Source organism: Actinocorallia sp. B10E7 (assembly GCF_039871655.1).
GTDB lineage: Bacteria > Actinomycetota > Actinomycetes > Streptosporangiales > Streptosporangiaceae > Actinocorallia.
The window spans coordinates 133874-157299 of record NZ_JBDPLZ010000004.1; the positions used below are offsets into that span (position 1 = coordinate 133874).

A 23426-nucleotide genomic window follows, 5' to 3' on the forward strand; every position below is an offset into this window, starting at 1 on the left:
GCATGCGTCCCTTCCCCCGGATCCCCGGCCCGAACCTCGGGCAGGGGCCCTTGGAGTCTCTCGTCAAGGACGCACCCACTGCCAGCACCGTACCCGGCATGTCCGAACATCGTCGCTTGGATTCGTTCGGTGTGCTAGTGCGATGTGAGTGCGGTCACCCGGTGTAAGGAACAAAGCTGTTCTTCTCCCTGGGTCAGCTTGCCGGGTCGGAGGCACTTCCGGGGGTCAGGCTGCCGTTTTCTTATGCATCCTTTTCCCGGGGACCGCCGTCCCGTCCGAACTGGAACAGGGAAAACGTGTGGTTGGTTGAGGTTTCTCTACCTCATTATGGTTGAGCCGAAACGCTCACCTTGTTAGGGCACGCCGGAAATTTCATTGTGGCGGCTCGCGTCCTGTCCGGTCAGTCCCCGAAGACCTGGTGGAGATAGTCGTTGCGGAACCGGCGATCGGGGTCGAGTTCGTCCCGGAGTTTGGTGAAATCGCCGAAGCGCGGGTAGACGGTCTCCAGGTACGACGCGTCCCGGGTGTGCATCTTGCCCCAGTGCGGGCGCCCGCCGAGCGCGGTGAGGATCTCCTCGACGCTCTCGAAGTAGGCGGCGTGCTCGTTCCGGTGGTAGACGTGGATCGCGATGAACGCGGTCCGGCGGCCGTGGGCCATGGACAGCCAGGCGTCCTCGGCGGGGAGCACCCGGACCTCGATCGGGAAGCTGATCTTCCACCCGTGCCGGTCGAACGCGGCGCGGATCTCGCGCAGCGCGGGCACCAGGTGCTCGCGCGGGATGGCGTACTCCTGCTCCTTGAAGCGCACGTCGCGGGAGCTGGTGAACACCTTGTAGGAGGTGTCGGTGTAGGCCCGCGCGCCGAGCAGCTTGGCCGAGACGCCGTTGATGGTCTGGATGGCCCCGGGGAAACGCCTCGTCACCCGCTGGGCGACGCCGAACACCTGGTTGGACAGGAATTCGTCGTCCATCCACGCCCTGAAGCCCGGCAGCGGCTCGCGCGGCCCGTCCACCCGGTTGTTGCGCTTGGTGAGGCAGCCCTCGCTGTGCGGGAACCAGTAGAACTCGAAGTGCTCGTTCTCCGCCTCCAGCTCGTCCAGCCGGGAGAGCACCTCGTCCCAGGCCATCGGCTCCTCCTGCGCGCGCAGGAGGAAGGCGGGGACGGTCTGCCAGGTGATGGCGGTGACGATGCCCAGCGCGCCCAGCCCGACCCGGGCGGCGTCGAACAGTTCGGGTCGTTCGGTGCGCGAGCAGGTGACCGTCTCGCCGTCGGCCAGCACCAGCTCCAGACCGGCGATCTGGGAGGCGAGCCCGGCGTGGTCGCGCCCGGTGCCGTGGGTGCCGGTCTGCGAGGCGCCGGCGATCGTCTGCTCCTGGATGTCGCCCATGTTGGCCAGGGCCAGGCCGTGCTCGTCCAGCAGCCGGTTGAGCCGCCACAGCGGCAGCCCGGCCTCGGCGGTGACCAGTCCGGTGGCGGTGTCGACGGAGCGGACGGCGGTCAGCTCGCGGGGGCTGAGCTGGACTCCCTCGGTGAGCGCGGCTCCGGTGAAGGAGTGGCCGGTTCCGGGCATGCGGACGGTCAGCCCGTCCTCGGCCGCGCGACGGACCTCCGCCGCGACCTCTTCGGCGGTCCGGGGGAAGGCCACCCGTGCCGGGGCCGACTGCTGGTTTCCGGCCCAGTTGCGCCAGACTCCGGGGGGTGTTTCAGGAGGCATGGGAGGAGAGTAGTGGACAGTGTTCATGAAGAAGATTCATGTTCTTGATGGTTATCGAATCGTGACCCGTGCTGGTCGCGGATCCCTCAAGATCACTGCGCCAGGGTGCCCGGGACCGCCTCCCCCGCGGCCCGATAGCCTGCTGCGGTGAGAAGAAACCGGCTGCTCACCCTCCTGTCCGTGCCACTGGTACTGGCGTTGACGGTCGCCGCGGGCTGGCTGGCCGTCCGGCTGGGGGAGCAGGCCGGGCCGCCGGCGGCCTCGGCACCGCAGAACCGGGTGACGGCGGACATGGTGGTCGCCGAGCAGGTGGCGCCGCTGGAGCGGATCGTCCCCCCGCACGTCCTGGCGGTGGTCCCCACCGGGGTGGGCGATGCCCAGGTCGAGCGGATCCGCCGGATCGGGAAGGTCCGGGACGTGATCGTGGTCGACGGCGGCGCGGTGGCTCTGGAAGGCGGCAGGGTCAACGTCCTGGCCGTCGACCCCTCGCGCTTCCGCTCCTGGACGTCCCCGGCGACCGCCAGGAACCAGGATCTGTGGGCGGCGCTGGCCGCGGACAGGTTCGTGGCCAGCGCCGGCACCGCCCGGGAACGGAAGCTGACGCCGGGCCGGACGTACCGGATCGTCGCCCGCTCCGCTCCCGAGGTCGTCCTGGGCGGTATCGCGCCCCTGGGCCTCCCCCAGGTGGACCTGCTGGTCAGCAGGCGCACCGGGACGGCGCTGGGGCTGATCCCGGCGGTCGCGCTGATGGTCAACGCCCCGGGGGCGAAGTCGGCGGACGTCGCGAGGAAGGTCCGCGCCATCCTGGGGAAGAAGGCCACGGTGGTGGACCTGGACGCCGCGGGCTCCCAGACCGGCGGCAGCTACTTCGACCTCTACAAGAAGGCGGCCACGACCTGCCCCGGCCTGTCCTGGACGGTCCTCGCCGCGATCGGTCAGGTGGAGAGCGGCCACGGGCGCGACGTCGGCCCGTCCAGCGCCGGGGCCCTGGGCCCGATGCAGTTCATGCCGGCCACCTGGAAGTCCTACGGCGTGGACGGCGACGGCGACGGCCGGGCCGACATCATGAACCCCTTCGACGCCATCCCGGCGGCAGCCCGCTACCTGTGCGCCGCAGGTGCCCAGCGCGACCTCTACAAGGCCGTCTACGCCTACAACCACGCCGACTGGTACGTCCAGAAGGTGCTGTCCCTGGCGGACGCCTACGCCCGGCGGTTCTCATAGGCTGAGGGCATGGACGCTCTGCTGCTGATCTCGTTCGGGGGGCCGGAAGGTCCCGAGGACGTCATGCCCTTCCTGGAGAACGTCACCAGGGGCCGGAACGTGCCGAGGGAGAGGCTGGAGGAGGTGGCCGAGCACTACTACCTCTTCGGCGGCGTCAGCCCGATCAACGAGCTCTGCCGCGAGCTGAAGGAGGCCGTCGAGAAGCTGGTCGACGTCCCGGTGTACTGGGGGAACCGCAACTGGCCCCCCTACCTGGAGGACACCGTCGCCCGGATGAAGGCGGACGGTGTCCGCTCGGCCGCGGCGTTCGTCACCTCCGCCTACAGCGGGTACTCCTCCAGCGGGCAGTACCTGGAGGACATCGCCCGCGCCCGTGCCGCCGTCCCGGACGCGCCCGAGATCACCAAACTGCCGGTCTACTGCCTGGAGCCCGGGTTCATCGAGCCGTTCGTCGAGAACACGAGGGCGGCCCTCGCTCAGGCGCCGGGGGCGCGGCTCGTCTTCACCGCCCACAGCGTGCCGCTGTCTCAGCAGGGCTGGGAGGACTACGTGCGGGAGCTGAAGGAGGTGGCCCGCAGGGTGCACGATGCCTCCGGCTCGGAGCGGCCCTACGACCTCGTCTACCAGAGCCGCAGCGGGCCGCCGTCCCAGCCGTGGCTGGAGCCGGACGTCTGCGACCACCTGGAGCTGCTGCACGAGGAGGGCGTCGACAGCGTGGTCCTGGTGCCGATCGGCTTCGTGTCCGACCACATGGAGGTCAAGTTCGACCTCGACGTCGAGGCCCGGCAGGTCGCCGACAAGCTGGGCATGGCCCTGGTGCGCGCCTCGACCCCCGGCGTGGCGCTGGCGCCGCTCGCCCGCGACCTGTTCGAGAGGGCCTGAGATGAACCCGAGCGAGTACGCGGCGCTGCTGGACCTGGCCGTGGAGACCGCCCGCGAGACGGGCCGGATGCTGATCGACAAGAGGCCCGCCACCGGTCCGGAGGTGGTGGCCGTCAAGTCCAGCGCCACCGACGTCGTGACCCAGATGGACGAGGCCGCCGAGCGGCTGATCCGGGAGCGGATCGGCGGCGCCCGGCCGCGGGACGCCTTCCTCGGCGAGGAGGGCGGGGCCAGCGAGGGCTCCTCCGGGATCCGCTGGGTGATCGACCCGATCGACGGCACCGTCAACTACCTGTACGACCTGCCGGACTGGGCGGTGAGCATCGCCGCGGAGCGGGACGGCGAGACGGTCGCCGCGGTGATCGAGGTGCCGCGCCGGGGCTGGACGTTCACCGCGACCAAGGGCGGAGGGGCGTTCCGCAACGGCGAGCCGGTGCGCTGCGGCGCCGGGGTGTCGCTGGAGAGCGCGCTGATCGCGACGGGGTTCGGCTACGCGGCGCGGCGGCGCGCCAGCCAGGCACAGGTGCTGGCGGGGGTGCTGCCGCACGTCCGCGACATCCGCAGGAACGGGGCCTGTGCGATCGACCTGTGCCTGGTGGCGTCGGGCCAGGTGGACGGGTACTACGAGCGGGGGGTGCAGCTCTGGGACATCGCCGCGGGCAGGCTGATCGTGACCGAGGCGGGCGGGAGGATCGGGGGACTGGAGGGGGCGCCCCCCGGTCCGGAGTTCACGATCGCCGCCGGTGCCGACCTGTTCGGCCCGCTGCACGATCTGCTGGCTCCGCTGGATCCGCTCCGGGACTAGGCGGTCTGGCTCGCGTGCGGCGGAAGGTCGTGGTTGGCGGCGATCCTCCGCAGTTCGTCGATCTCGGACTGGCGAAGATCGACCAGGTAGACGTCCCCCTCTCTCTTGGCGGCGTGCAGAGACTCGTAGGCCTCGGCCAGCCGCTGCTGGATGGTCTCGTTCAGCTCGCGCATGGGTGGTCCTTCCGGGTCAGACCCTCTTTACCCCCGGCTGAATGGTCTAAACCTTAGATTCCGGGGGTGAAGTGAGATTCTCGCATGCGCTCCTTACCGATCACTTACCCGGTATGTGACATAACGGATGCGGCTGTACGAACAGGGGGAGAAGAAGTGCGAGTTCTGGTCGTCGAGGACGAGCGGGTGATGGCGGACGCGATCGCCACCGGGCTGCGGCGGGAGGCGATGGCCGTCGACATCGCCTATGACGGCTCCAGTGCGCTGGAACGCACCTCCGTGAACGCCTATGACGTGGTCGTGCTCGACCGCGACCTGCCCAAGGTGCACGGAGACGAGGTGTGCCGCAGGCTCGTCGCCGAACGCTACGGAGCGCGCATCCTCATGCTGACCGCCTCCGGGGACCTGGAGGACCGGGTGGCGGGCCTCAACCTGGGGGCCGACGACTACCTGGCCAAGCCGTTCGCCTTCAAGGAGCTGATCGCCCGGGTGCGGGCGCTGGGCCGCCGTGCGGCGGCCCAGCTGCCGCCGGTGCTGTCCCGGGCGGGCATCGAGCTCGACCCGAACAGGTTCACCGTCACCAGGGACGGCAGGCCGGTGGAGCTGACCCGCAAGGAGTTCGCCGTCCTGGAGGTGCTGCTGGCGGCCGAGGGCGTGGTCGTCAGCTCCGAGCAACTGCTGGAGAAGGCCTGGGACGAGCACATCGACCCGTTCACCAACGTGGTGCGCGTGACCATGATGACTCTGCGCAAGAAACTCGGCGACCCTCCCGTCATCGAGACGGTCCCGGGTGTGGGGTACCGGCTGTGACGACCCCCGGAACCCTCATCTCGGACCTGCGCCAGCTACCACGCAGGGTCAGCGTCCGCATGCGGCTGACCCTGCTGTACGGTTCGCTCTTCTTCTTCGCCGGCGTCCTGCTGATGGTGGTCACGTACGTGTTCGTCGGCCAGTCCTTCAGCGCGGTGCTCCCCCCGGGCGAGGACCTCACCTATCGCGGCTTCGACCCCAAGCACGGCTTCACCGCGGAGACGGTGAAGGTCGACGCCATCCGCGAGACCATGCTGGCGCAGCTCGTCAAACGTATGCTCTTCGCCCTCGGCGGGGTCGGCGTGCTGGCCCTGTTCCTCGGCTACGTCGTCGCCGACCGGGCCCTGGCACCGCTGCAGAACATCACCTCCGCGGCCCGCCGCCTGTCCGAGAGCACTCTGCACGAGCGCATCGCGCTGGAAGGCCCCGAGGACGAGATCAAGGAGCTGGCCGACACGTTCGACGCCATGCTGGAGCGGCTCAGCGAGGCCTTCGACTCCCAGCGCCGGTTCGTCGGCAACGCCTCGCACGAGCTGCGCACCCCGCTGGCGATCAACCGGACGCTGCTGGAGGTGGCGCTCACCGACCCGGAGGTCTCCCCGGACCTGCTGACGGTGGGCAGGACCCTGCTGGCCAACAACGCACGGCACGAGCGGCTCATCGAGGGCCTGCTGCTGCTGGCGCGCAGCGAGCGCGAGCTCACCACGCACACGGTCGTCGACCTCAAGGAGGTCACCGAGACCGTCCTGGACTCGATGCGCAAACGTGCCGACGGCAACCCGCTCGAGGTCGTCCTGCACACCGAGCTCACCTCCGCGGTGACGACCGGGGACCCGGTCCTGCTGGAGCACCTGGTGGCCAACCTCGTGGAGAACGCCTTCAAGCACAACGTGGAGAACGGCGAGGTCTACGTCCGGACCGGCGAGCTGGACGGGTTCGCCGCGTGCCAGGTGGAGAACACCGGCCCGACCATCCCCGCCTACGAGGTGGACCGGCTCTTCGAACCGTTCCGGCGGCTCAACAGCGACCGGATCGAGTCGGCCAAGGGGGCGGGCCTGGGACTGTCCATCGTCCGCTCGGTGGTCACCGCCCACCGCGGCACCGTCGTGGCCAGCCCCCGGCAGGGCGGAGGACTCGTCATCACCGTCCGACTCCCGCTCCAGTAGTAGCCGGCGGAATCCCACGAGAAGGGGCCCCGGGACGGCGTCGTCCCGGGGCCCCTCGGCATGAGGCGGTGGTGCCGCCGTCAGTTCCGCCGCTGCAGGTCGCCGATCGCGTTGTGGTCGTTGTCGGCGTCCGCCACGCTCTCACTGAAGTAGTTCTTGATGAACATGCCGTCGGAGAGATTGCCGGTGTTGTCCGGCTTGGGGAACAGCACGTTGTAGGAGTACGTGTCGCACTTGGCGTTGTTCTTGTTGGTGATGTGCTCGCGGACGACGGACTTGTAGTCCGCGCCGGGCGTGGTGTGCAGGAACTCGACGGTGCCGGAGCACGACCAGTTCGTGGTGTCGCTCGGGTCGTTCTCGTAGGTGATCTGCCCGGTGCTGGAGTTCTGCGGGATGACGACCGTGACGGTGTACTTGTTGGTGCTGGGCTTGGTCTGGATGACGGTGCCCTGCCAGGTTCCGACGTAGCCGGGCCCGAAGCCGCCGGTCACCGGGGTGTCGTTCGCCGGGGCGCTCTGCGTCGGCGCTCCGCTTTGCGGCGGGGCGACGATGACCGTCTTCTTGTTGCCGTCCAGGACGGCCACCAGAACGACGACGAGGGCGATGACGACCACCAGGGCGCCGCATCCGATGAGGGCGAGCGCGGGGCCCTTGGACCTGCGCGGAGGCGGGGCGGGGGCGAACGGCGGCGGGGTGCCGCCGAAGGGGGGAGGGGTGCCGGGAGGGCCGGGGGGTTGGTACACGGGGAATCCCATCTGCGATGAGCTTGTGTGCAGGTGGCGGGGGAAGGGGGGGCGTGCCACCGGGCTCCGCGGGGTGGCGCGGAGCCCGGAATGCTCTTACTGCCTCGTGAGAGTGCCGATCGCGGCGTACTCGTCACCGCCGGCGTCGGCGGCCTCCTGGGTGAAGAAGTTCGTGAAGAACATCTCGTTCTTCTTGGAGGACTTGGGGAACAGCTCGTTGTATGAGACGTCGTCGCACTTGGCGTTGTTCTTGTTGGTGATGTTCTCGCGGACCACCGTCTTGTAGACGGCGCCCGGGGTGTGGTGCAGGAAGGTCAGGGTGCCCGAGCACGACCAGGTGGTGCTCTCGCCGGGGGCGTTGGAGTAGGTGACCTGCGCCGTGGACGCGCCCTCCTGGATGACCAGGTGGACCGAGTATCGGCCGGTGCTCGGCTTGACCTGGGTGATGACGCCGGTCCAGGTGCCGGCGTAGTCCGAGCAGAAGGTGGTGTCGGAAGGCTGCGGGTCGCAGTCCTCGGCCTGGCTCTGGGGCTGCTGCGTCTGCTGGGGCTGCGTCTGCTGGGGCGGGACGCTGGTGCTGGTGGGAGCGACGGTCACGTCGTCGTCCTCGCCGTCGGAGGAGACGACCACGATCGCCACCAGCAGGACCAGGATGAGCAGTACCGCGCAGCCGATCGCGGCGATCGCCGGGCCGTTGGAGCGGCGGGCGGGCTGGCCGGAGGGCGGCGGCGCGAACGGTCCGGGGGTGCCGGGTCCGGGCGGGAAGCCCTGACCGGGGCCGCCGGGGCCGCCGGCGTGGAACGGCGGGGGTGTCTGCTGGAAAGGCGGTGCCTGGAATCCCGGCTGGCCGTGCTGCAGGCCGGGATGGAACCCCGACTGCTGGAACGGCGGCGGGGTGTTGGGCTGCGGAGGCTGCCCGTGCTGGGCCTGCTGGGCGTACTGCCCCGGCTGGGGCGGGCCCGGCTGCTGGAACGGCTGCGGGCTGACCGGGCCGGCGGAGGCCGTGTAGGGCTGCTGCGGGGGCTGGGCGGGCGGGGCGAACGGCGCCGGGGTGGGTGTGCGCGGAGGAGGAGGCGGCGCGGGCAGTTGCGCGGCGATCCGGGTGCCCTCGTTGAGCAGGTTCTCGCGCTGGCCGGGGGTGGCCGCGGCCCCGCCGGACTGCGGCACCAGCGCCAGCAGCGCCTCCAGCGCCGACGGGCGCTGGGCGGGGTCCTTGGCCAGGCAGCGGCCGATCAGCGGGCGCAGCTCCTGCGGCAGTCCCGACAGGTCGGGGTTGTCGTTGAGGATGCGGTTGATGATGACCGGAAGGGTCTCGGCCTCGAACGGCGACTGGCCGGTCGCGGCGAAGACCATGGTGGCGCCGAAGGCGAAGATGTCGACGCCCGGCTGCAGCGGCGCGCCGGTGAGCTGCTCGGGCGCCAGGTAGCCGGGGGTGCCCACGACCATGCCGGTCGCGGTGACCGCGCTCTCCTGGGAGTTGACGGTGCGGGCGATGCCGAAGTCGACGACGCGCGGGCCGTCGGAGGCGATGAGCACGTTGTTGGGCTTGAAGTCGCGGTGGACGATGCCGACCTCGTGGATGGCCGCCAGCGCGGTCAGCATGCCGATGGCCAGGAGGTTGAGCTCCTGGGCCGGACGGGGGCCCTGGGTGGCGACGAGTTCGTGCAGGGACGGGCCGTCGATGTACTCGCTCACCACGTAGGGCTGCTCGCCGTCGACCTGGGCCTCGATGATGCGGGCGGTGCAGAAGGGCTCGACCTTCTGGGCCGCGGCGACCTCGCGGACGAACCGGGCCCTGGCCTGGGGGTCGGCGTTCATCTGCGCGTGCAGGAGCTTGATGGCGACGTGTTCGCCGTTGGCCGTCCTGCCCAGGTAGACGGCGCCCTGCCCGCCGGCTCCGAGGCGCCCGATCACCTCGTAGGAGCCGAGTGAGGTCGGGTCACCCTGCTCCAGCGGAGCGTACTTCGGCATGCGACCCCTCCCAGGTCAGTGGAACATCAGGCGGCGACGATATCGCGTTAGGTCAGACGTACGAGCGCTGTCAGTGGTTCTGTGCTTTTCTAGAGCTTTGCCCCGGCCGATACCCAGGGACCTGTGTCCCGTTCTCGTCCGGTCTCCTCTGGTGCGACGGTGGCCGAAGCGGTGTTGTTCGCCACAAAGGCGTCAATGTCTTGTGGTTTTTTGTCGCACGTGGTCATGTCATGACTCCTCCCGCCGCCGGTAAGGGGTATGATCCCCGCCGCGGTAGCGCTCCACATGGGTCACTCCACGGCGCGTGACCCGCTTCCGGGCAGGAAGGCCGGCCGCGGGGCGTCTTCGGGCACCCCCGTGATCGGAGATCATGATTGCGACGTGTGTGTTGAGAGTCACATTTCGTGACAGGATTTCCCGCCCATGATCGGGCACAAGTTAGACCTCTCGGGCGTTACATCCGCGCGACGGGGTGCATATAGAGGAACGGAGCCTCAGGGCGGCGCCCCGAGGGTGTGAGGGGGATGGAGAGAGATGGCCACCGATTACGACAGCCCACGCAAGACCGACGACGACCTGGGTGAGGACAGCCTGCAGGAACTGCAGGCCCGCCGCACCGACAAGTCGGCCGGGATCATCGACGAGGACCTGGACGCCGGTGAGGTAGCCGAGCTGCCGGGCGCGGATCTGTCCAACGAGGAACTGTCCTTCAAGGTGGTTCCCAAGCAGGCCGACGAGTTCACCTGCACCAGGTGTTTCCTGGTGCACCACCGCAGCCAGCTCGCCAAGGAGAAGAACGGCGAGCCGATCTGCACTGAATGCGCGTGAGACCATGACGACCGAAGGCGAACACCTTCCCGCTCCGGACGACGAGCGGAAGGAGATGGGTGAGCTGATCGGTCGCCTGTCCGGTACGGAGGACCTGGACACGGCGACCCGCGGCAGGATGCTCGCCAGACTCGCCCGGCTGCTGAGCTCCAGTGCGAAGCGGGTCGGGGTCAAGGGGCTGGGGGGCGGCCGCTGGCTCAGCGAGGTGTTCGCCGAAGTCGCCCCCAGGATCCCGGTGCGGGATCTCGAGACGCTCCGTCGGCACCATCCGGGCCTCACCTCCGAGGCCCTCGCCGACGAGCTGACGCGGACCGCCGTGAACGCCACCACGGCGGTGGGCGCGGCCGGCGGGGCGCTGGCGGCGGTGGAGTTCGCCGCCCCGCCGCTGCTGCTCACCGCCCCCGCGCAGATCGTCGCCGAGACCCTGGTGGTGGCGGCGATCGAGACCAAGCTGATCGCCGAGCTGCACGAGGTCTACGGCGTGCAGATCCAGGGCGGTCCGGCCCAGCGGGCGATGATCCACATCACCGCGTGGGCCAAGCAGCGGGGCGTCAACCCGCTGGAGTCCGGCTCGCTCAGCGTCGGGCTCGGCAGCGCGGCCAAGACGGCGCTGCGCAAACGGCTGCTGCGGACGCTGGGCCGCCACATGACGACGCTGGGTCCGTTCCTCACCGGCGCCGTGGCGGGCGGCGCGCTCAACCGGACGGCCACCAGGAAGCTCGCGGAGAAGGTGCGCGACGATCTCGCCCGGTACGGCGGGGTGAAGGGGCTGGACCGCGGTGCCCGGAAACCCCCGGTACTGCCGCCGCCCGGCCCCCCGCCGGCCGACTGAACCGCTCGCCGCTCAGTCGGCGAGCGGTGTCTTCTCCTTGAGGAGATGCAGCGGCAGCGACCCGGTGCTCGCCTCCCAGCGCTTCACCGCCGCGCGGCTGATGAGCACCCGGGTGACCTCCATCCCCACACCGATCAGCACCGACCAGCCGATCGCCTCGCCCAGCGTGACATCCGGCGATTCGGGGCTGACCGGTGGCTTCTTGCCGGTGCCCTTCGTCCAGACGTACTCCAGGCCCTTGCGGGCCACGAAACCGCCCGCCAGCCCGGCGACCCCGACGAAGATCTTCCAACCGACGTCCGGCTTCTGACGCGTCCGCATCCTCGTTCCTCCTCAGCGTCCGGCACTACTTTCCGCGATGTTCAGACGCTATCGCGGTCCAGCCTTGATCCCCGCGGCGCCGGGGAAATAAGCACGACGCCGCTGCGACCCCTCTCTATCCTTGGCGCATGACGCAGACACCACGCATTCCCGCGGTCCCCGAGAAGGTCTCCCTCGACGGCCTGGAGGACAAGTGGGTAGTGGCGTGGGCCGAGCGGGGGACCTACTCCTTCGACCGGACGAAGGAGCGCCCGGAGGTCTACTCCGTCGACACCCCTCCGCCGACGGTCAGCGGCTCTCTGCACGTCGGGCACGTCTTCTCCTACACGCACACCGACACCGTCGCCCGCTACCAGCGGATGCGCGGCAAGGCCGTCTTCTACCCGATGGGCTGGGACGACAACGGGCTGCCCACCGAGCGGCGCGTCCAGAACCACTACGGGGTCCGCTGCGACCCGTCGCTGCCTTACGACCCGGGCTTCCGGCCTCCTACGAGGCCCGGCAAGAACCAGATCCCGGTCAGCCGCCGGAACTTCATCGAGCTGTGCGAACTGCTCACCGAGATCGACGAGAAGGCGTTCGAGGAGATGTGGCGCCGCGTCGGGCTGTCCGTCGACTGGAACCACCTGTACTCCACCATCGGGGCCAGGGCCAGGACCGCCTCCCAGCGCGCGTTCCTGCGCAACCTGGCCCGGGGGGAGGCCTACCTGTCCGAGGCGCCCACCCTGTGGGACGTCACCTTCCGCACCGCCGTCGCCCAGGCCGAACTGGAGAACCGCGACCATCCGGGGTCCTTCCACCGGATCGCCTTCCACGGCCCCGACGGTCCCGTCCACGTCGAGACGACCCGGCCCGAACTGCTGCCCGCGTGCGTCGCGCTCGTCGCGCACCCGGACGACGAGCGGTACCGGAGCCTGGTCGGCCAGAGCGTCCGGACGCCGCTCTTCGGCGTCGAGGTCCCCGTCCTGGCGCACCGGCTGGCCGACCCGGAGAAGGGGTCGGGCGTCGTCATGGTCTGCACTTTCGGCGACACCACCGACGTCGTGTGGTGGCGGGAGCTCGACCTGCCGATCCGCGCCGTCGTCGGGCGCGACGGCCGGCTGGCCGCCGAGCCGCCCGCGGACGTCCCCGCCCGGCCGTACGACGAGCTGGCCGGCAAGACCGTCCACTCGGCGCGGGAGCGGATCGTCGAGCTGCTGCGCGAGTCGGGGGAGCTGGAAGGCGAGCCCCGCCCGGTGGTCCGTCCCGTCTCCTTCTACGAGAAGGGCAACAAGCCGCTGGAGATCGTCACGACCCGGCAGTGGTACCTGCGCAACGGAGGGCGCGACGAGGCGCTGCGGGCGCGTTTCCTGGAGCGGGGAAGGGAGATCTCCTGGCATCCGCCGTACATGCGGTCGCGCTACGAGAACTGGGTCGAGGGCCTGAACGGCGACTGGCTGATCTCCCGGCAGCGGTTCTTCGGCGTCCCCATCCCCGTCTGGTATCCGCTGGACGACGAGGGCCTGCCGCGGTACGACCGGCCACTCGTCCCGGAGGAGGACAGGCTGCCCGTCGACCCGTCCACGGACGTCCCGTCCGGGTACGCCGAGGAGCAGCGGGGCAGGCCGGGCGGGTTCACCGGCGACCCCGACGTCTTCGACACCTGGGCGACGTCCTCGCTCACCCCGCAGATCGCGGGCGGCTGGGAGCACGACCCCGACCTGTTCGGCCGGGTCTTCCCCTACGACCTTCGACCCCAGGCGCACGACATCATCCGCACGTGGCTGTTCTCCACTGTCGTCCGCGCGGAGCTGGAGTGCGGCTCGCTCCCGTGGACGAACGCCGCGCTGTCGGGCTGGATCCTCGACCCGGACCGCAAGAAGATGTCCAAGTCCGTCGGCAACGTCGTGACCCCGCTGGGCCTGCTCCAGGAGTACGGCTCCGACGCCGTCCGCTACTGGGCCGCCAACGGCCGGCCGGGCACGGACACCGCCTTCGACACCGGCCAGATCAAGGTCGGCCGCAGGCTCGCCCTCAAGATCCTCAACGCCTCGAAGTTCGTGCTGGGGCTGGAGGGGGCGTCCGGGCCGGCCCGGGAGCAGGCGCTGGAGCCGCTGGACCTGGCGATGCTCGCCGAGCTGAGGGGGGTCGTCGCCGAGGCCACCGCCGCGTTCGACGCCTACGACTACACGCGGGCGCTGGAGCGCGTCGAACGGTTCTTCTGGCAGTTCTGCGACGACTACCTGGAGCTGGTCAAGCAGCGCGCCTACGGGCAGGGGCCCGGTTCGGACGCGGCCCGGTCGGCGCTGCGCGCCGCGCTGGACGTGATGCTCCGGCTGTTCGCGCCGTTCCTGCCCTACGCCACCGAGGAGGTCTGGTCCTGGTGGCGGGACGGCTCGGTGCACCTGGCCTCCTGGCCGGTCCCGGGGGAGCTCCCCGAGACGGGCGACCCGAGGATCCTGGCGGGTACGGCGGACGCGCTGCGCGAGATCCGCAAGGCCAAGTCGGCGGCCCGGACGTCGATGCGCGCGGAGGTCGCCCGGGTGGTGCTGCGCGGAGCGGAGGCGCCCTTCGCCGCCGTGGCGGAGTCGGACCTGCGCGCGGCGGGCGTCGTCGCGGACCTGGTCGTCGAGCCGGGCGACGGCCCGTTCGAGGTGGACGTCGCGCTGGCTCAGACCGCGTAGGGCAGGTGCTTGATCCCGTTGATGAAGCCGGACAGCAGCCGGTCCGGCGGCGCGGTGGAGCGGATCGAGGGGACCCGGGTGTAGAGCTCCCTCAGCATCACGGTGATCTCGCGGCGGGCCAGGTTCGCGCCCAGGCAGAAGTGCGGACCGGGCCCGCCGAACCCGACGTGCGGGTTGGGCGAGCGGGTGATGTCGAACCGGTCGGGGTCGGTGAAGACCGCCTCGTCGCGGTTGGCGGAGTTGTAGAACAGCAGCACCTTGTCGCCCTCGCGCAGCGGATGCCCGTTCAGGAGGGTGTCCCGGGTGAGCGTGCGCCGGAACTGGATGACGGGCGTGGCGTACCGGACCACCTCCTCGACAGTGCCGGGCAGGTGGGTTTCGGGGTCCGACAGCAGGAGGGCGCGCTGGTCCTCGTTGACGGTCAGCAGCTTGAGGGCGTGGCTGATGGCGTTGCGGGTGGTCTCGTTGCCCGCCACGACGAGCAGGATGAAGAACGAGCCGAGCTCCTGGTCGGTGAGGTGCTCCCCGTCGACGTTGCCGTGGACGAGCGCGGTGACCAGGTCGTCGCCGGGCCTGCGGCGGCGTTCCCGGCCGAGCCTGCGGATGAGCAGCTGCAGTTCCATCCCGGCGTCGAGCAGCCGGGTGAGGGCCAGCCCGACGCTGACCCGGCTGATCTGCGAGCCGACCCCGTACTCGGGGTCGCCGATGCCGAGGATGGTGTTGGAGCGCTCGAGCACCATCCGCCGCTCGGACTCGGGGATGCCCATCATGTCGCAGATGATCTTGAGTGGGAGCCGGGCCGCCACGTCCTCGACGAAGTCGCCGGTGCCCTTCCCGCGCAGGACGTCGTCGACGATGCCGCGGGCGGTGTCCTCGATCTGCTCGTCCAGGCGGGAGAGCATGCGCGGGGTGAAGGCGCGGGAGACGATGCGCCGGATCTTGGCGTGCCGGGGGTCGTCCATGTTGATCATGGAGCCGAAGAAGCGCGCCAGATAGCCGGGCATGTCGCTGATGCTGTTGCTGGTGGGCTCGTTGCTGAAGACGTCGGGCCGGCGGCTGGCCTCCACCACGTCGGCGTGCCGGACCAGGGCCCAGTAGCCGTCGCCGCCCTTGATGAAGGGGACCTCGATCTCCGGGAAGCGCACCGGGGCCGGCAGCGAGCGCAGATGGGCGAAGGCGGCCTCGCGCCGGGCCAGGGGCCGGGTCCAGAACATCGGGTCGGACAGGCCGAGCCCCGTCAGTTCGGGTGTCTGCACCGTCATGGCCACCTCCACTAGAACCAGGTTCGGTTCATGCAACCCCCATCCGGCCGCCCCGGTCAAGCCCTCCGGGCCTACAGTCCCCGGGTGAGGGACTTCGTGAGGGCGGTGATCCGGTCGACGGACGTGCGGTAGGACGCCCCCGCGGGATTGAGGGTCAGCACGACGACGATCCAGCGGTCGTTCCCACCGACGGTCCCGGTGGTGTGCAGCACCGGACGGCCCAGCCCCAGGTCGGGCGCCACCGCGGGGACGAAACGGGCACCGTTCGTGCACGGATAGGGCGGGACCGTCCCGAAACCGGACCAGCCCTGCTTGACGGCCTTGGCCTTCTTCACCGCCCTAGGGATGCCGAAGGACTGGTCGAACCCGTCCGCGCCGCATCTGGTGGCCTTGCGCAGATGCCCCATGACCACCGAGGCGGCGCGCGGTGAGGCCTTCTCCAGCAGGTACCGGTAGGTCTTGGCGACGTCCATCGCGCTGATCGCGGTGTACCCCCAGAACCCCGGCTGGGAGGCGGGCGGCGCAGCGGTGTCGGTCAGGCCGATCCGCTTGCGCATCCGCTTGACGATCGCGCCCTTGCCGCCGAGGTTCCAGAAGTGGGTGGCGGCCTTGTCGTCGCTGGAGCGCAGCATCGCCCGGAACCTGGCGGCGTCGGCGGGCGCCACCTTCCCGCCCCGCCGCTCCAGGTAGTCCAGCGCTATGAACAGCTTGACCACCGAGGCGGACCGGACGGTCTTGTGCGCCGCCCGCCGGGTGACGATCTTCTTCGTGGTCCGGTCGTAGACGACCCAGCGGGCCGACACCCCGGGCGCGACCTTCGGCTTGACCGCCGCGGGCGCGCGCTCGGCCGTGTCCGGGACGATGGCGGCAGGCCCGGGGACGGGCGGGGAGGAGGCCGGAGCCGTCCGCTCGCCGGTCACGGGAACGGCGGCGGCGCCGCCGTCACCCCCGCATGCCACGGCTCCCGCCAGCAGGACGGCCAGGGGGACGTGCCGTGCGATGGACGCCGCGCGCGGGCTACCGCGACCGATCCGTACGTTCACCCCGCACAGATTAGTGTGGTGTTCATGGAACCGGTGGCCGAAGACTGGCAGCGCGCCCTGGCGATCGTGGCGCACCCCGATGACCTGGAGTACGGCGCGGCCATGGCGATAGCCCGCTGGACCGCGCAGGGCAAGGAGATCGTCGAGGTCCTGGCGACCCGCGGCGAGGCCGGCATCCAGTCGATGGCCCCCGAGGAGGTCGCGCCGCTGCGCGCGGCCGAGCAGATCGAGGCGGCCCGCCGGGTGGGCGTGGAGACCGTGGAGTTCCTCGGCTTCCCCGACGGCATGCTCGAATACGGCCTCCCCCTGCGCAGAGAGCTGGCCCGCGCCGTCCGCCGGCACCGTCCGGAGGTGGTCGTCTCCCTGAACTTCCGGGAAAGGTTTCCCGGCGGCATGTTCAACATGGCCGACCACCGCGTCCTCGGCGAGGCGGTCGCGGACGCCGTCCGCGACGCCGCCAACCCCTGGGTCTTCCGCGACCTGACCGAACCCGCCTGGGGCGGCGTGCGCTTCTCCCTGTTCGCCAACTCCCCCGAAGCCACCCACTACGTGGAGGTCACCGACCACCTCGAGACGGGCCTGCACGCCCTGCGCGCCCACAAGGTCTACTTCGACACCCTCGGCACCGACGCCGAGGGCCCCGACGCGATCACCGGCGTCGAGCAGATGCTCCGTTCGATCACGGCCGAGACGGGCGCGTCCGCGGGAGTCCCGCACGCCGTGCCCTTCGAGGTGATCTAAGACGGTAGTGTTCCCGGGGGTCGTGCCGGGTAGGGGCGGCCGGAGGCCTGGGAAGACGGGGGCGACGTGCAGAGCAGGGTCGAAGTGCTCATCAGGCGGCTTGATCCGGAGTTGCCGGTGCCCGCGTACGCGCATCCGGGGGACGCGGGGGCCGATCTTCACGCGGCGCGGGACGTGGTGCTGGAGCCGGGGGAGCGGGAGGTCGTGCCCACCGGGGTGGCGATCGCGTTGCCCGATGGTTTTGCCGCTTTTGTCCATCCGAGGTCGGGTCTGGCGGCTAGATTGGGAGTGACACTCGTCAACGCGCCCGGAACCGTGGACGCGGGGTACCGGGGCGAGATCAAGGTCACCCTGATCAACACCGATCCGCGTGAGACGGTGCGGCTGGCCCGCGGTGACCGCATCGCGCAGCTGGTGATCCAGAAAGTGGAGCGGGCGGCCTTCCTCGAGGTCGAGGAACTCCCGGGATCGGCCCGTGGAAACGGTGGTTTCGGTTCCACAGGGGGATACGCTCAGCGGGCGCACTCATAACGAAGGAGTAGTCAAAGTGGCTTTCGGACGTCGTCGTCAGGAAGAGAAGCCCGCGGAGAAGTCCGCCGAGACCGCCGCGGAGGCTCCCGAGACGGGCAAGGCCACCGGCGGGGGCCCCTGGGACGCCGCCGAGGACACGGTGCCCGAGCTGGAGCGGCTGGACTTCGGCGCCCTGCAGGTGCCGATCGGCCCCGGCATCGAGGTGCAGGTCAACCTCGAGCCCAGCGAGTTCGACGCCGAGGGCAACCCGGTCAACGGCAGGATCGTGGCGATCACCGTGATCGCCGGGGAGAGCAGCATGCAGCTGCAGGCGCTGGCCGCGCCCAAGCGCTCCGGCATCTGGGACGAGCTGCGCCAGGAGCTCGCCGAGGAGGTCACCCAGAACGCCCAGGGCGAGGTCCAGGAGGCCGACGGCCCGTTCGGTGCCGAGCTGCACGCCATGATCCCGGCGCCGCTGACCCCGGAGATCCTCGAGCAGATGCCCGAGGAGATGCGCGAGCAGATCCCGCAGGAGATCATCGAGCAGGGCTACGCCTGGCAGCCGCTGCGCTTCGTGGGCGTGGACGGCCCCCGCTGGTTCCTTCGCGCGGTCGTCACCGGCGCCGCGGTCCAGGACGAGGAGCAGTGGCAGTTCCTCGAGGACCTGTTCCGCCAGGTGGTCGTGGTCCGCGGCGACCAGCCTATGCCGCCGCGCGAGCTGCTCGAGCTCACCCTCCCGGCCGAGGCCCAGCAGGCCTTCGATCAGCAGGAGGAGGACGAGGACGGTTTCGACCCGTTCGAGCGCGGCCCCGAGATCAGCGAGGTCCGCTGACCGCGGGCGGCCGCGAGAGCATCCAGGACGAGGAAGGGTCCCCGCCGGTGACACCGGCGGGGACCCTTCGCCTTTCGGAGTCGGTGCTCAGTCCGCGGGCTCGGCGGCGGTGGTGAGCGCGGCCGAGGGCGACGTGGAGCGACGGATGACCAGTTCGGCGGGAAGGACGGGCCGGGGCGGGGTCCGCCCGTTCAGCAGGTCCAGCAGCCCCAGCATGGCCTGGGCGCCGAGCTGCTCGGCCGGCAGCCGGACCGTGGTGAGCTCCAGCGCCTCGGCCAGGATCACGTCGTCGAACCCGGTGATGGCCACGTCGCCGGGCACGTCGAGGCCGAGCGCCTGCGCCGCCTTGTGGGCGCCGACGGCCAGGGTGTCGTCGTCGCAGACCAGCGCGGTGGGCCGGTCGGGCCGGGACAGCAGCCGCACGGCCGCCTCGAAGCCGTCGGTGATGCTGATCGCCGCCCGTTCGGTGACCACGTCGGGCACCCGGGCCTCCAGCGCCGCCGCCCGGCACTGGAACGTCCACACGTCGATGTCGGCGGCCAGGTGCCCGATCCTGCGGTGCCCCAGCGCGAACAGGTGCTCGGTCAGGTCGCGCATCGCGCCTTCGATGTCGAAGTTGACCGTGGGCGCGCCGCCGTCCGGGTCGCTGTCCAGCATGACGAGGGGGACCGGCCGCCGCATCCCGGACAGGGACGCCTCGGCCATGGAGGAGGCGAGCATGCCGTCGATGGCCTCCTGCGGCCCGTCGAAGGGCCCGTCGAGGTCCAGCGGCCAGGTGAACACCACCAGGCTGAACCCGTGCTCGGCGGCGACCCTGGCCGCGCCGATGTAGACGGAGGCGAAGAACGGCGCGGTGATCGTCGGGACGACGAGCATGATCGTCCGGGTCCGGCCCAGCCGCAGGTTGCGGGCGGCGGGGTTGGGCCGGTAGCCCAGGCGTTCGGCGGTGTCCCGGACCTTCTGGGCGGTGCGTGCCGAGACCCGGCCGGGCCATTTGCCGCTGAGCACCATCGAGACGGTGGACTGGGAGACGCCGGCGGCCGCGGCCACGTCCTTGCTCGTGGGCGGGGCGGGCGGGGTGTCTGCAGGCATCACGCCCCTTAGCTGAGATTAGGCTGAGCTTCAGTGGAACACGAAGTATTACGTACCGCCGGGTGATGAATGACACCGACCGGGTGTCCGCCGACGATAGTCATACGTATGACTATCGTACACCCCCTCAAACCCCCCACCTGCGAGGAGAAACATGCGCGTCTATCTGGATCTTCTGCGCGCCCCGTGGGCCGCGAGGCTCCTGGGCGGAACGCTGCTGGGACGCCTGCCCAACGGGATGGGGGTGCTCGCCATCGTCCTGTTCACCCGCGCCGCCGGCGGGGACTACGTCCTGGGCGGCGTCCTGTCCGCGGTCCACGCACTGGCCGCCGGCGCCGGCCAGCCCGTCCTGGGAAGGCTGATGGACCGGCTCGGCCAGCCCCGGATCCTCCTTCCCAGCGCCCTGCTGGCCGGTCTCGGCTTCGTGCTCTTCGCCCTCACCGGGATCTCCTCCACCCCGCTCGCGGTCTTCACCGTCGCGCTGGCCGGTTTCTTCACCCCGCCCCTGGAGCCGGGACTGCGCGCGCTGTGGCCCGAGGTGCTCGACCGGCCCGCCCAGGTGCAGGCCGCCTACGCCATGGACGCGGCGACACAGGAACTGATCTTCACCCTCGGCCCGGTCCTTGTCTTCGTCTCAGGGCTGCTCTCCGGCACCGCGCCCCTGTACGCCGCCGCGCTCCTGGGCCTGGCCGGGACACTCGTGGTGATCACGTCCCGGCCGTCCCGCGACTGGCGGGGCGCGGTCCGGGCCGCGCACTGGGCCGGGGCGCTGCGCTCCCGCGGCCTGGTCGTCCTCGCCTCCTCCCTGGGCTTCATCGGGCTGAGCCTCGGCGTGTTCACCGTGGCGATGGCCGCCTACGCCGAGGTACGGGGAGAGCCCGGCGCGGCCGGCTGGCTGGTCGCGGTCAACGCGCTGGGAGCGCTCACCGGCGGGCTGGTCTACGGATCCCGGGTGTGGCCCGGCGAGCCCGAACGGCGCGTCGCTCCGCTGCTGGCCGGTCTCACGGTCGGCTACGCCCTGCTCATGCTCACCCCGTCGATCCCGGTGATGGTGCTGCTGAGCTACCTGTCGGGGGTCTTCCTCGCCCCCACGCTGGGCTGCGTCTTCGGACTGGTCGAGAGGCTGGCGCCCGTCGGCACCGTGACCGAGGCGTTCGCCTGGATCGTGGCGTTCATGACGGTCGGCACCTCGGCCGGTTCCGTACTGGCCGGCTGGCTCCATGAGGAGGTCGGCAACCGTGCGGCCTTCTCCGGCGCTGCGCTCGGCGGACTGGCGGCGGTGGCCCTCTGCGTGCTGGGCGGCCCCTGGTTGCGGGCGCGTCGGGACTTGGAGGCCGTTTGATGCGGAGCGGAACGGATGGGTATGGACTGCCGTGTAAGGGACCTGATGCCGTAGCCTCTGCTTCATGGACGAAGCGCCTGAGAGGGGCGGCCTGCGGAGATTCCTGCGCCGCCTCACCTCCAGCAACGCCGAGCTCGAAGCGGAGGAGCTCCAGAAGGACACGGGCGCTGAAGGGGCGACGCCGATCGCCCAGTGCGGGGAGCGCCGCAGGGCGCAGGTCGCGGGTACGCTACGTACCGTGACCCTGCGGCCCCGGGGCGGAGCCCCCGCCTTGGAGGCCGAGCTCTACGACGGTTCGGACGTGGTCAGCCTGGTGTGGCTGGGCCGCCGCCGTATCGCCGGAATAGAGCCGGGCCGCCGGCTGCGCGCCGAGGGCCTGGTGAGCCTGCAGGACGGCCGCAAGGTCATCTTCAATCCGCGCTACGAACTCCGGGGAGCCACGTGACAGAGGCCGCTGCCGACGAGCAGGCCAGGCAGACCGTCGAGGCGGCGGTCCGCACTCAGCTGAGCAAGGCCCTCGGCGGGCTGCGGGGGACGGCGGAGAGCGCGGTGCCGACCGTCGCCTTCACCCTCACCTGGCTCATCGTCCACGACCTGAAGACGGCGGTGGTCCTGAGCGTCGGCTCGGCGGTGCTGCTGCTGGTGGTGCGGCTGGCTCAGCGCTCGACCACGCAGTTCGTGCTCAACAGCCTCTTCGGCATCGGGATCGCCGCGTTCTTCGCGCTGCGCAGCGGCAAGGCCGAGGACGCGTTCCTGCCCGGCATCCTCTACAACGCCGGCTACTCGGTGGCGATGATCTTCTCGATCATCGTGCGCTGGCCGGTGGTCGGGTTCATCATCGGCTCGGTCACCGGGGATCCGACCGCCTGGCGGAACGACCCGGCGGTGGTGCGTCTGTGCTCCAGGCTGACCTGGCTGCTGGTGCTGCCGTGCGTGCTGCGCGTGGTGGTGCAGTACCCGCTGTACCTGGCCGGCGAGGTCGCCTGGCTGGGCACCGCCAAGATCGCTCTGGGCTGGCCCCTGCAGCTCGCCTCGTTCGCGGCCATGGTCTGGGTGCTGGCGCGGGGCAGGACGCCGCTGGCCGAGCCGTCCGCCGCCCCCGCGGACGGCGGGGAGCCGGGCGCCCGTCCGGCGCCCGGCGAGTGACCGCGTCAGAGGCGGCCCGTACGTCCTGAGGAGGCCCGCCTGCGGCGCGCGGCCACCCCCACCAGCACGAGGCCCGTGCCCAGCAGGGCCAGCGCCAGGTCCACCCGCGACTGGGTGTCGCTCCCGGTCTCGGGCAGTGCCTCGACGGCCGTGCGCGGAGCCGGGGCCGGCGCCTCGGGAGCGGGGGCCGGCGCCTCTTCCCGCGGCGCCTCGTCCCGCGGAGCGCGCGGCATCGGGCGGGGCCTGGGCCGGTCGGGGAACTCGTCGTCGAACTCGTCCCTGTCCCGTGTCGGCAGGTACCTGATGACCGTGGGACGGACGGTGGCGTAGTTGTCGTCCGGGTGCAGGTCGGGAGTCGAGGAGACCACCTCGAACCGCCTGACGAAGATCGCGCCCGGAGTGGCCTTCGGCGTCGCCTTGAAGACGACGGTGAACGTCTTGCTCGTGTGCGCCCCCACGGTGCCCAGCGTGCAGACGACGCCCTGGTCCCCCTGGGCGGCGCAGTTCTGGCCGCCCACCACCGTCACCGGGGTCTGCGTGGAGGTGCCGGGCGCGTTCACGGTGACCCCGGTCGCCGCGGAGGGACCGCGGTTCTCGACGGTGAACGTGTAGGTGATCTGATGGCCCGCCTGGACCTGCCCCGGCCCGTTGGCGGTCACCACCAGGTCGGAGGCCTGGGAGATGGACGTGGCGGGGAAGGAACCCGTGGTCGTCCCGCCCGTCCACTTCACCTCGACGCTGCCCTGGACCGTGGAGGCGGGCGTGGCGTGCTCCGACACCCTGGTGGTGATCACGCCGGTGTGGGTCTGGTGCTGCTGCAGGGAGCCCACGGCGCAGACCACGTACGGGCCCTGCATCGAGCAGTTCCCCTGGCCGGAGACATATTCGAGGCCGCCGGGCACCGGGGTCCTGAAGAAGACCCCCTCGGCCGTCCGCGGGCCCAGGTTGGTGATGGAGTACGGCCAGTCGTAGCTGCGCCCGGGGACCAGGGGCCCCTCGGGCCCGCCGACGTCCAGCCGGACCCGTGGCCGGCGGACCTCGACGGGCTGCCTCCTCACCTTGCGCTTCTTGCGCGCCTTCTCGGCCTTCACCGGCCTGGCCGGCCCCACCAGCCCCTTGGGCCGGTGCTCCGGCTTCCACCGGGGCTGTACTGGGACCGGCTGTCCGTCGGCCGCGTGGGCGGGCGCGGGGAGCCCGGGAGCGAGCCCCGTGATCGCCAGGGCCGAGAAGACGGTGATGGCGCGGGCGCTGAGCCTGAAGCTGTGGATCATTAACGGTCTCCCGAGAAGATTGGTGTAACCGTTGTAATCCGCAGGGTGCCGATCT

At 70.8% G+C, this 23426-nt stretch carries 23 protein-coding genes; 14 read left to right on the forward strand and 9 right to left on the reverse strand.

The features are described from left to right. Positions 1-400: 400 nt before the first annotated feature. Positions 401-1714: a D-arabinono-1,4-lactone oxidase gene (locus tag ABGB12_RS14500; protein ID WP_347677978.1), complete on the reverse strand. Its 1314-nt coding sequence runs from the start codon at positions 1712-1714 to the stop codon at positions 401-403. A 147-nt stretch (positions 1715-1861) separates the two neighbouring features. On the opposite strand from ABGB12_RS14500, the gene ABGB12_RS14505 reads away from it, so the two are divergent. Genes ABGB12_RS14505 through ABGB12_RS14515 form a run of 3 tightly spaced genes read left to right on the forward strand, consistent with a single transcriptional unit; the run spans position 1862 to position 4625 of the window. After that, positions 1862-2938, forward strand: coding sequence for a lytic transglycosylase domain-containing protein (locus ABGB12_RS14505; RefSeq protein WP_347677980.1), 1077 nt, complete (start codon positions 1862-1864; stop codon positions 2936-2938). A gap of 9 nt (positions 2939-2947) precedes the next feature. Beyond that, the gene (gene hemH, locus ABGB12_RS14510; RefSeq protein ID WP_347677982.1) at positions 2948-3820 is read left to right on the forward strand and encodes a ferrochelatase; all 873 of its coding nucleotides are present in this window, start codon (positions 2948-2950) and stop codon (positions 3818-3820) included. A gap of 1 nt (position 3821) precedes the next feature. Next, on the forward strand, positions 3822-4625 hold the full coding sequence (locus ABGB12_RS14515; RefSeq protein ID WP_347677984.1) for an inositol monophosphatase family protein: 804 nt from the start codon (positions 3822-3824) through the stop codon (positions 4623-4625). Here ABGB12_RS14515 and ABGB12_RS14520 read toward each other — a convergent pair. Then, a complete protein-coding gene (locus ABGB12_RS14520; protein ID WP_347677986.1) occupies positions 4622-4798 on the reverse strand; it encodes a hypothetical protein in 177 nt (58 codons plus the stop codon). The genes ABGB12_RS14515 and ABGB12_RS14520 overlap by 4 nt on opposite strands. Positions 4799-4954: 156 nt before the next feature. On the opposite strand from ABGB12_RS14520, the gene ABGB12_RS14525 reads away from it, so the two are divergent. Next, positions 4955-5608, forward strand: coding sequence for a response regulator transcription factor (locus ABGB12_RS14525; protein ID WP_347677988.1), 654 nt, complete (start codon positions 4955-4957; stop codon positions 5606-5608). Then, positions 5605-6774, forward strand: coding sequence for a HAMP domain-containing sensor histidine kinase (locus tag ABGB12_RS14530; RefSeq protein WP_347677990.1), 1170 nt, complete (start codon positions 5605-5607; stop codon positions 6772-6774). Before ABGB12_RS14525 ends, ABGB12_RS14530 begins: the two co-directional genes overlap by 4 nt. A gap of 80 nt (positions 6775-6854) precedes the next feature. Here ABGB12_RS14530 and ABGB12_RS14535 read toward each other — a convergent pair whose 3' ends face one another. Continuing rightward, a complete protein-coding gene (locus tag ABGB12_RS14535; protein WP_347677992.1) occupies positions 6855-7517 on the reverse strand; it encodes a hypothetical protein in 663 nt (220 codons plus the stop codon). A gap of 96 nt (positions 7518-7613) precedes the next feature. Next, the gene (locus ABGB12_RS14540) at positions 7614-9488 is read right to left on the reverse strand and encodes a serine/threonine-protein kinase (RefSeq protein ID WP_347677994.1); all 1875 of its coding nucleotides are present in this window, start codon (positions 9486-9488) and stop codon (positions 7614-7616) included. 534 nt (positions 9489-10022) lie between these two features. Between ABGB12_RS14540 and ABGB12_RS14545 the strand changes: the two genes are divergently transcribed. Further along, entirely contained in the window at positions 10023-10316 is a 294-nt protein-coding gene (locus ABGB12_RS14545) for a DUF4193 domain-containing protein (protein ID WP_347677996.1), read from the forward strand. A gap of 4 nt (positions 10317-10320) precedes the next feature. After that, positions 10321-11148 carry a hypothetical protein gene (locus tag ABGB12_RS14550; RefSeq protein ID WP_347677998.1) on the forward strand — a complete coding sequence of 276 codons (828 nt, stop codon included), beginning with the start codon at positions 10321-10323 and terminating at the stop codon, positions 11146-11148. A gap of 12 nt (positions 11149-11160) precedes the next feature. Here the strand turns inward: ABGB12_RS14550 and ABGB12_RS14555 are convergent, their stop codons facing one another. Next, positions 11161-11469: a DUF4235 domain-containing protein gene (locus ABGB12_RS14555; RefSeq protein ID WP_347678000.1), complete on the reverse strand. Its 309-nt coding sequence runs from the start codon at positions 11467-11469 to the stop codon at positions 11161-11163. Positions 11470-11597: 128 nt separating this feature from the next. Between ABGB12_RS14555 and valS the strand changes: the two genes are divergently transcribed. After that, positions 11598-14132, forward strand: a complete 2535-nt coding sequence (gene valS / locus ABGB12_RS14560; RefSeq protein WP_347678002.1) for a valine--tRNA ligase — start codon at positions 11598-11600, stop codon at positions 14130-14132. Here the strand turns inward: valS and ABGB12_RS14565 are convergent. Continuing rightward, positions 14120-15394, reverse strand: a complete 1275-nt coding sequence (locus ABGB12_RS14565) for a cytochrome P450 (RefSeq protein WP_347678004.1) — start codon at positions 15392-15394, stop codon at positions 14120-14122. The genes valS and ABGB12_RS14565 overlap by 13 nt on opposite strands. A 71-nt stretch (positions 15395-15465) precedes the next feature. After that, entirely contained in the window at positions 15466-16437 is a 972-nt protein-coding gene (locus tag ABGB12_RS14570; protein ID WP_347678006.1) for a hypothetical protein, read from the reverse strand. A 24-nt stretch (positions 16438-16461) separates the two neighbouring features. Between ABGB12_RS14570 and ABGB12_RS14575 the strand changes: the two genes are divergently transcribed. From ABGB12_RS14575 to ABGB12_RS14585, 3 genes are all read left to right on the forward strand, one after another. Next, positions 16462-17178 carry a PIG-L family deacetylase gene (locus tag ABGB12_RS14575; RefSeq protein ID WP_347678008.1) on the forward strand — a complete coding sequence of 239 codons (717 nt, stop codon included), beginning with the start codon at positions 16462-16464 and terminating at the stop codon, positions 17176-17178. A gap of 66 nt (positions 17179-17244) precedes the next feature. Then, positions 17245-17709 (forward strand): dUTP diphosphatase, encoded by a 465-nt coding sequence (gene dut / locus ABGB12_RS14580; protein WP_347678010.1) that lies wholly within the window; start codon positions 17245-17247, stop codon positions 17707-17709. Between the two features lie 16 nt (positions 17710-17725). Beyond that, positions 17726-18520, forward strand: a complete 795-nt coding sequence (locus ABGB12_RS14585; RefSeq protein WP_347678012.1) for a DUF3710 domain-containing protein — start codon at positions 17726-17728, stop codon at positions 18518-18520. An 87-nt stretch (positions 18521-18607) separates the two neighbouring features. Here ABGB12_RS14585 and ABGB12_RS14590 read toward each other — a convergent pair whose 3' ends face one another. After that, positions 18608-19612 (reverse strand): LacI family DNA-binding transcriptional regulator, encoded by a 1005-nt coding sequence (locus ABGB12_RS14590; protein ID WP_347678014.1) that lies wholly within the window; start codon positions 19610-19612, stop codon positions 18608-18610. Between the two features lie 154 nt (positions 19613-19766). Here ABGB12_RS14590 and ABGB12_RS14595 point away from each other — a divergent pair, with 154 nt between their 5' ends. The 3 genes from ABGB12_RS14595 (at position 19767) to ABGB12_RS14605 (ending at position 22100) form a co-directional block, all read left to right on the forward strand. Continuing rightward, on the forward strand, positions 19767-20954 hold the full coding sequence (locus ABGB12_RS14595; protein WP_347678016.1) for an MFS transporter: 1188 nt from the start codon (positions 19767-19769) through the stop codon (positions 20952-20954). Positions 20955-21018: 64 nt separating this feature from the next. Beyond that, positions 21019-21399 (forward strand): OB-fold nucleic acid binding domain-containing protein, encoded by a 381-nt coding sequence (locus tag ABGB12_RS14600; RefSeq protein ID WP_347678018.1) that lies wholly within the window; start codon positions 21019-21021, stop codon positions 21397-21399. Continuing rightward, the gene (locus tag ABGB12_RS14605; protein ID WP_347678020.1) at positions 21396-22100 is read left to right on the forward strand and encodes a DUF3159 domain-containing protein; all 705 of its coding nucleotides are present in this window, start codon (positions 21396-21398) and stop codon (positions 22098-22100) included. Before ABGB12_RS14600 ends, ABGB12_RS14605 begins: the two co-directional genes overlap by 4 nt. Positions 22101-22105: 5 nt before the next feature. Here the strand turns inward: ABGB12_RS14605 and ABGB12_RS14610 are convergent, their stop codons facing one another. Further along, entirely contained in the window at positions 22106-23371 is a 1266-nt protein-coding gene (locus tag ABGB12_RS14610) for a hypothetical protein (RefSeq protein WP_347678022.1), read from the reverse strand. Positions 23372-23426: the final 55 nt, after the last annotated feature.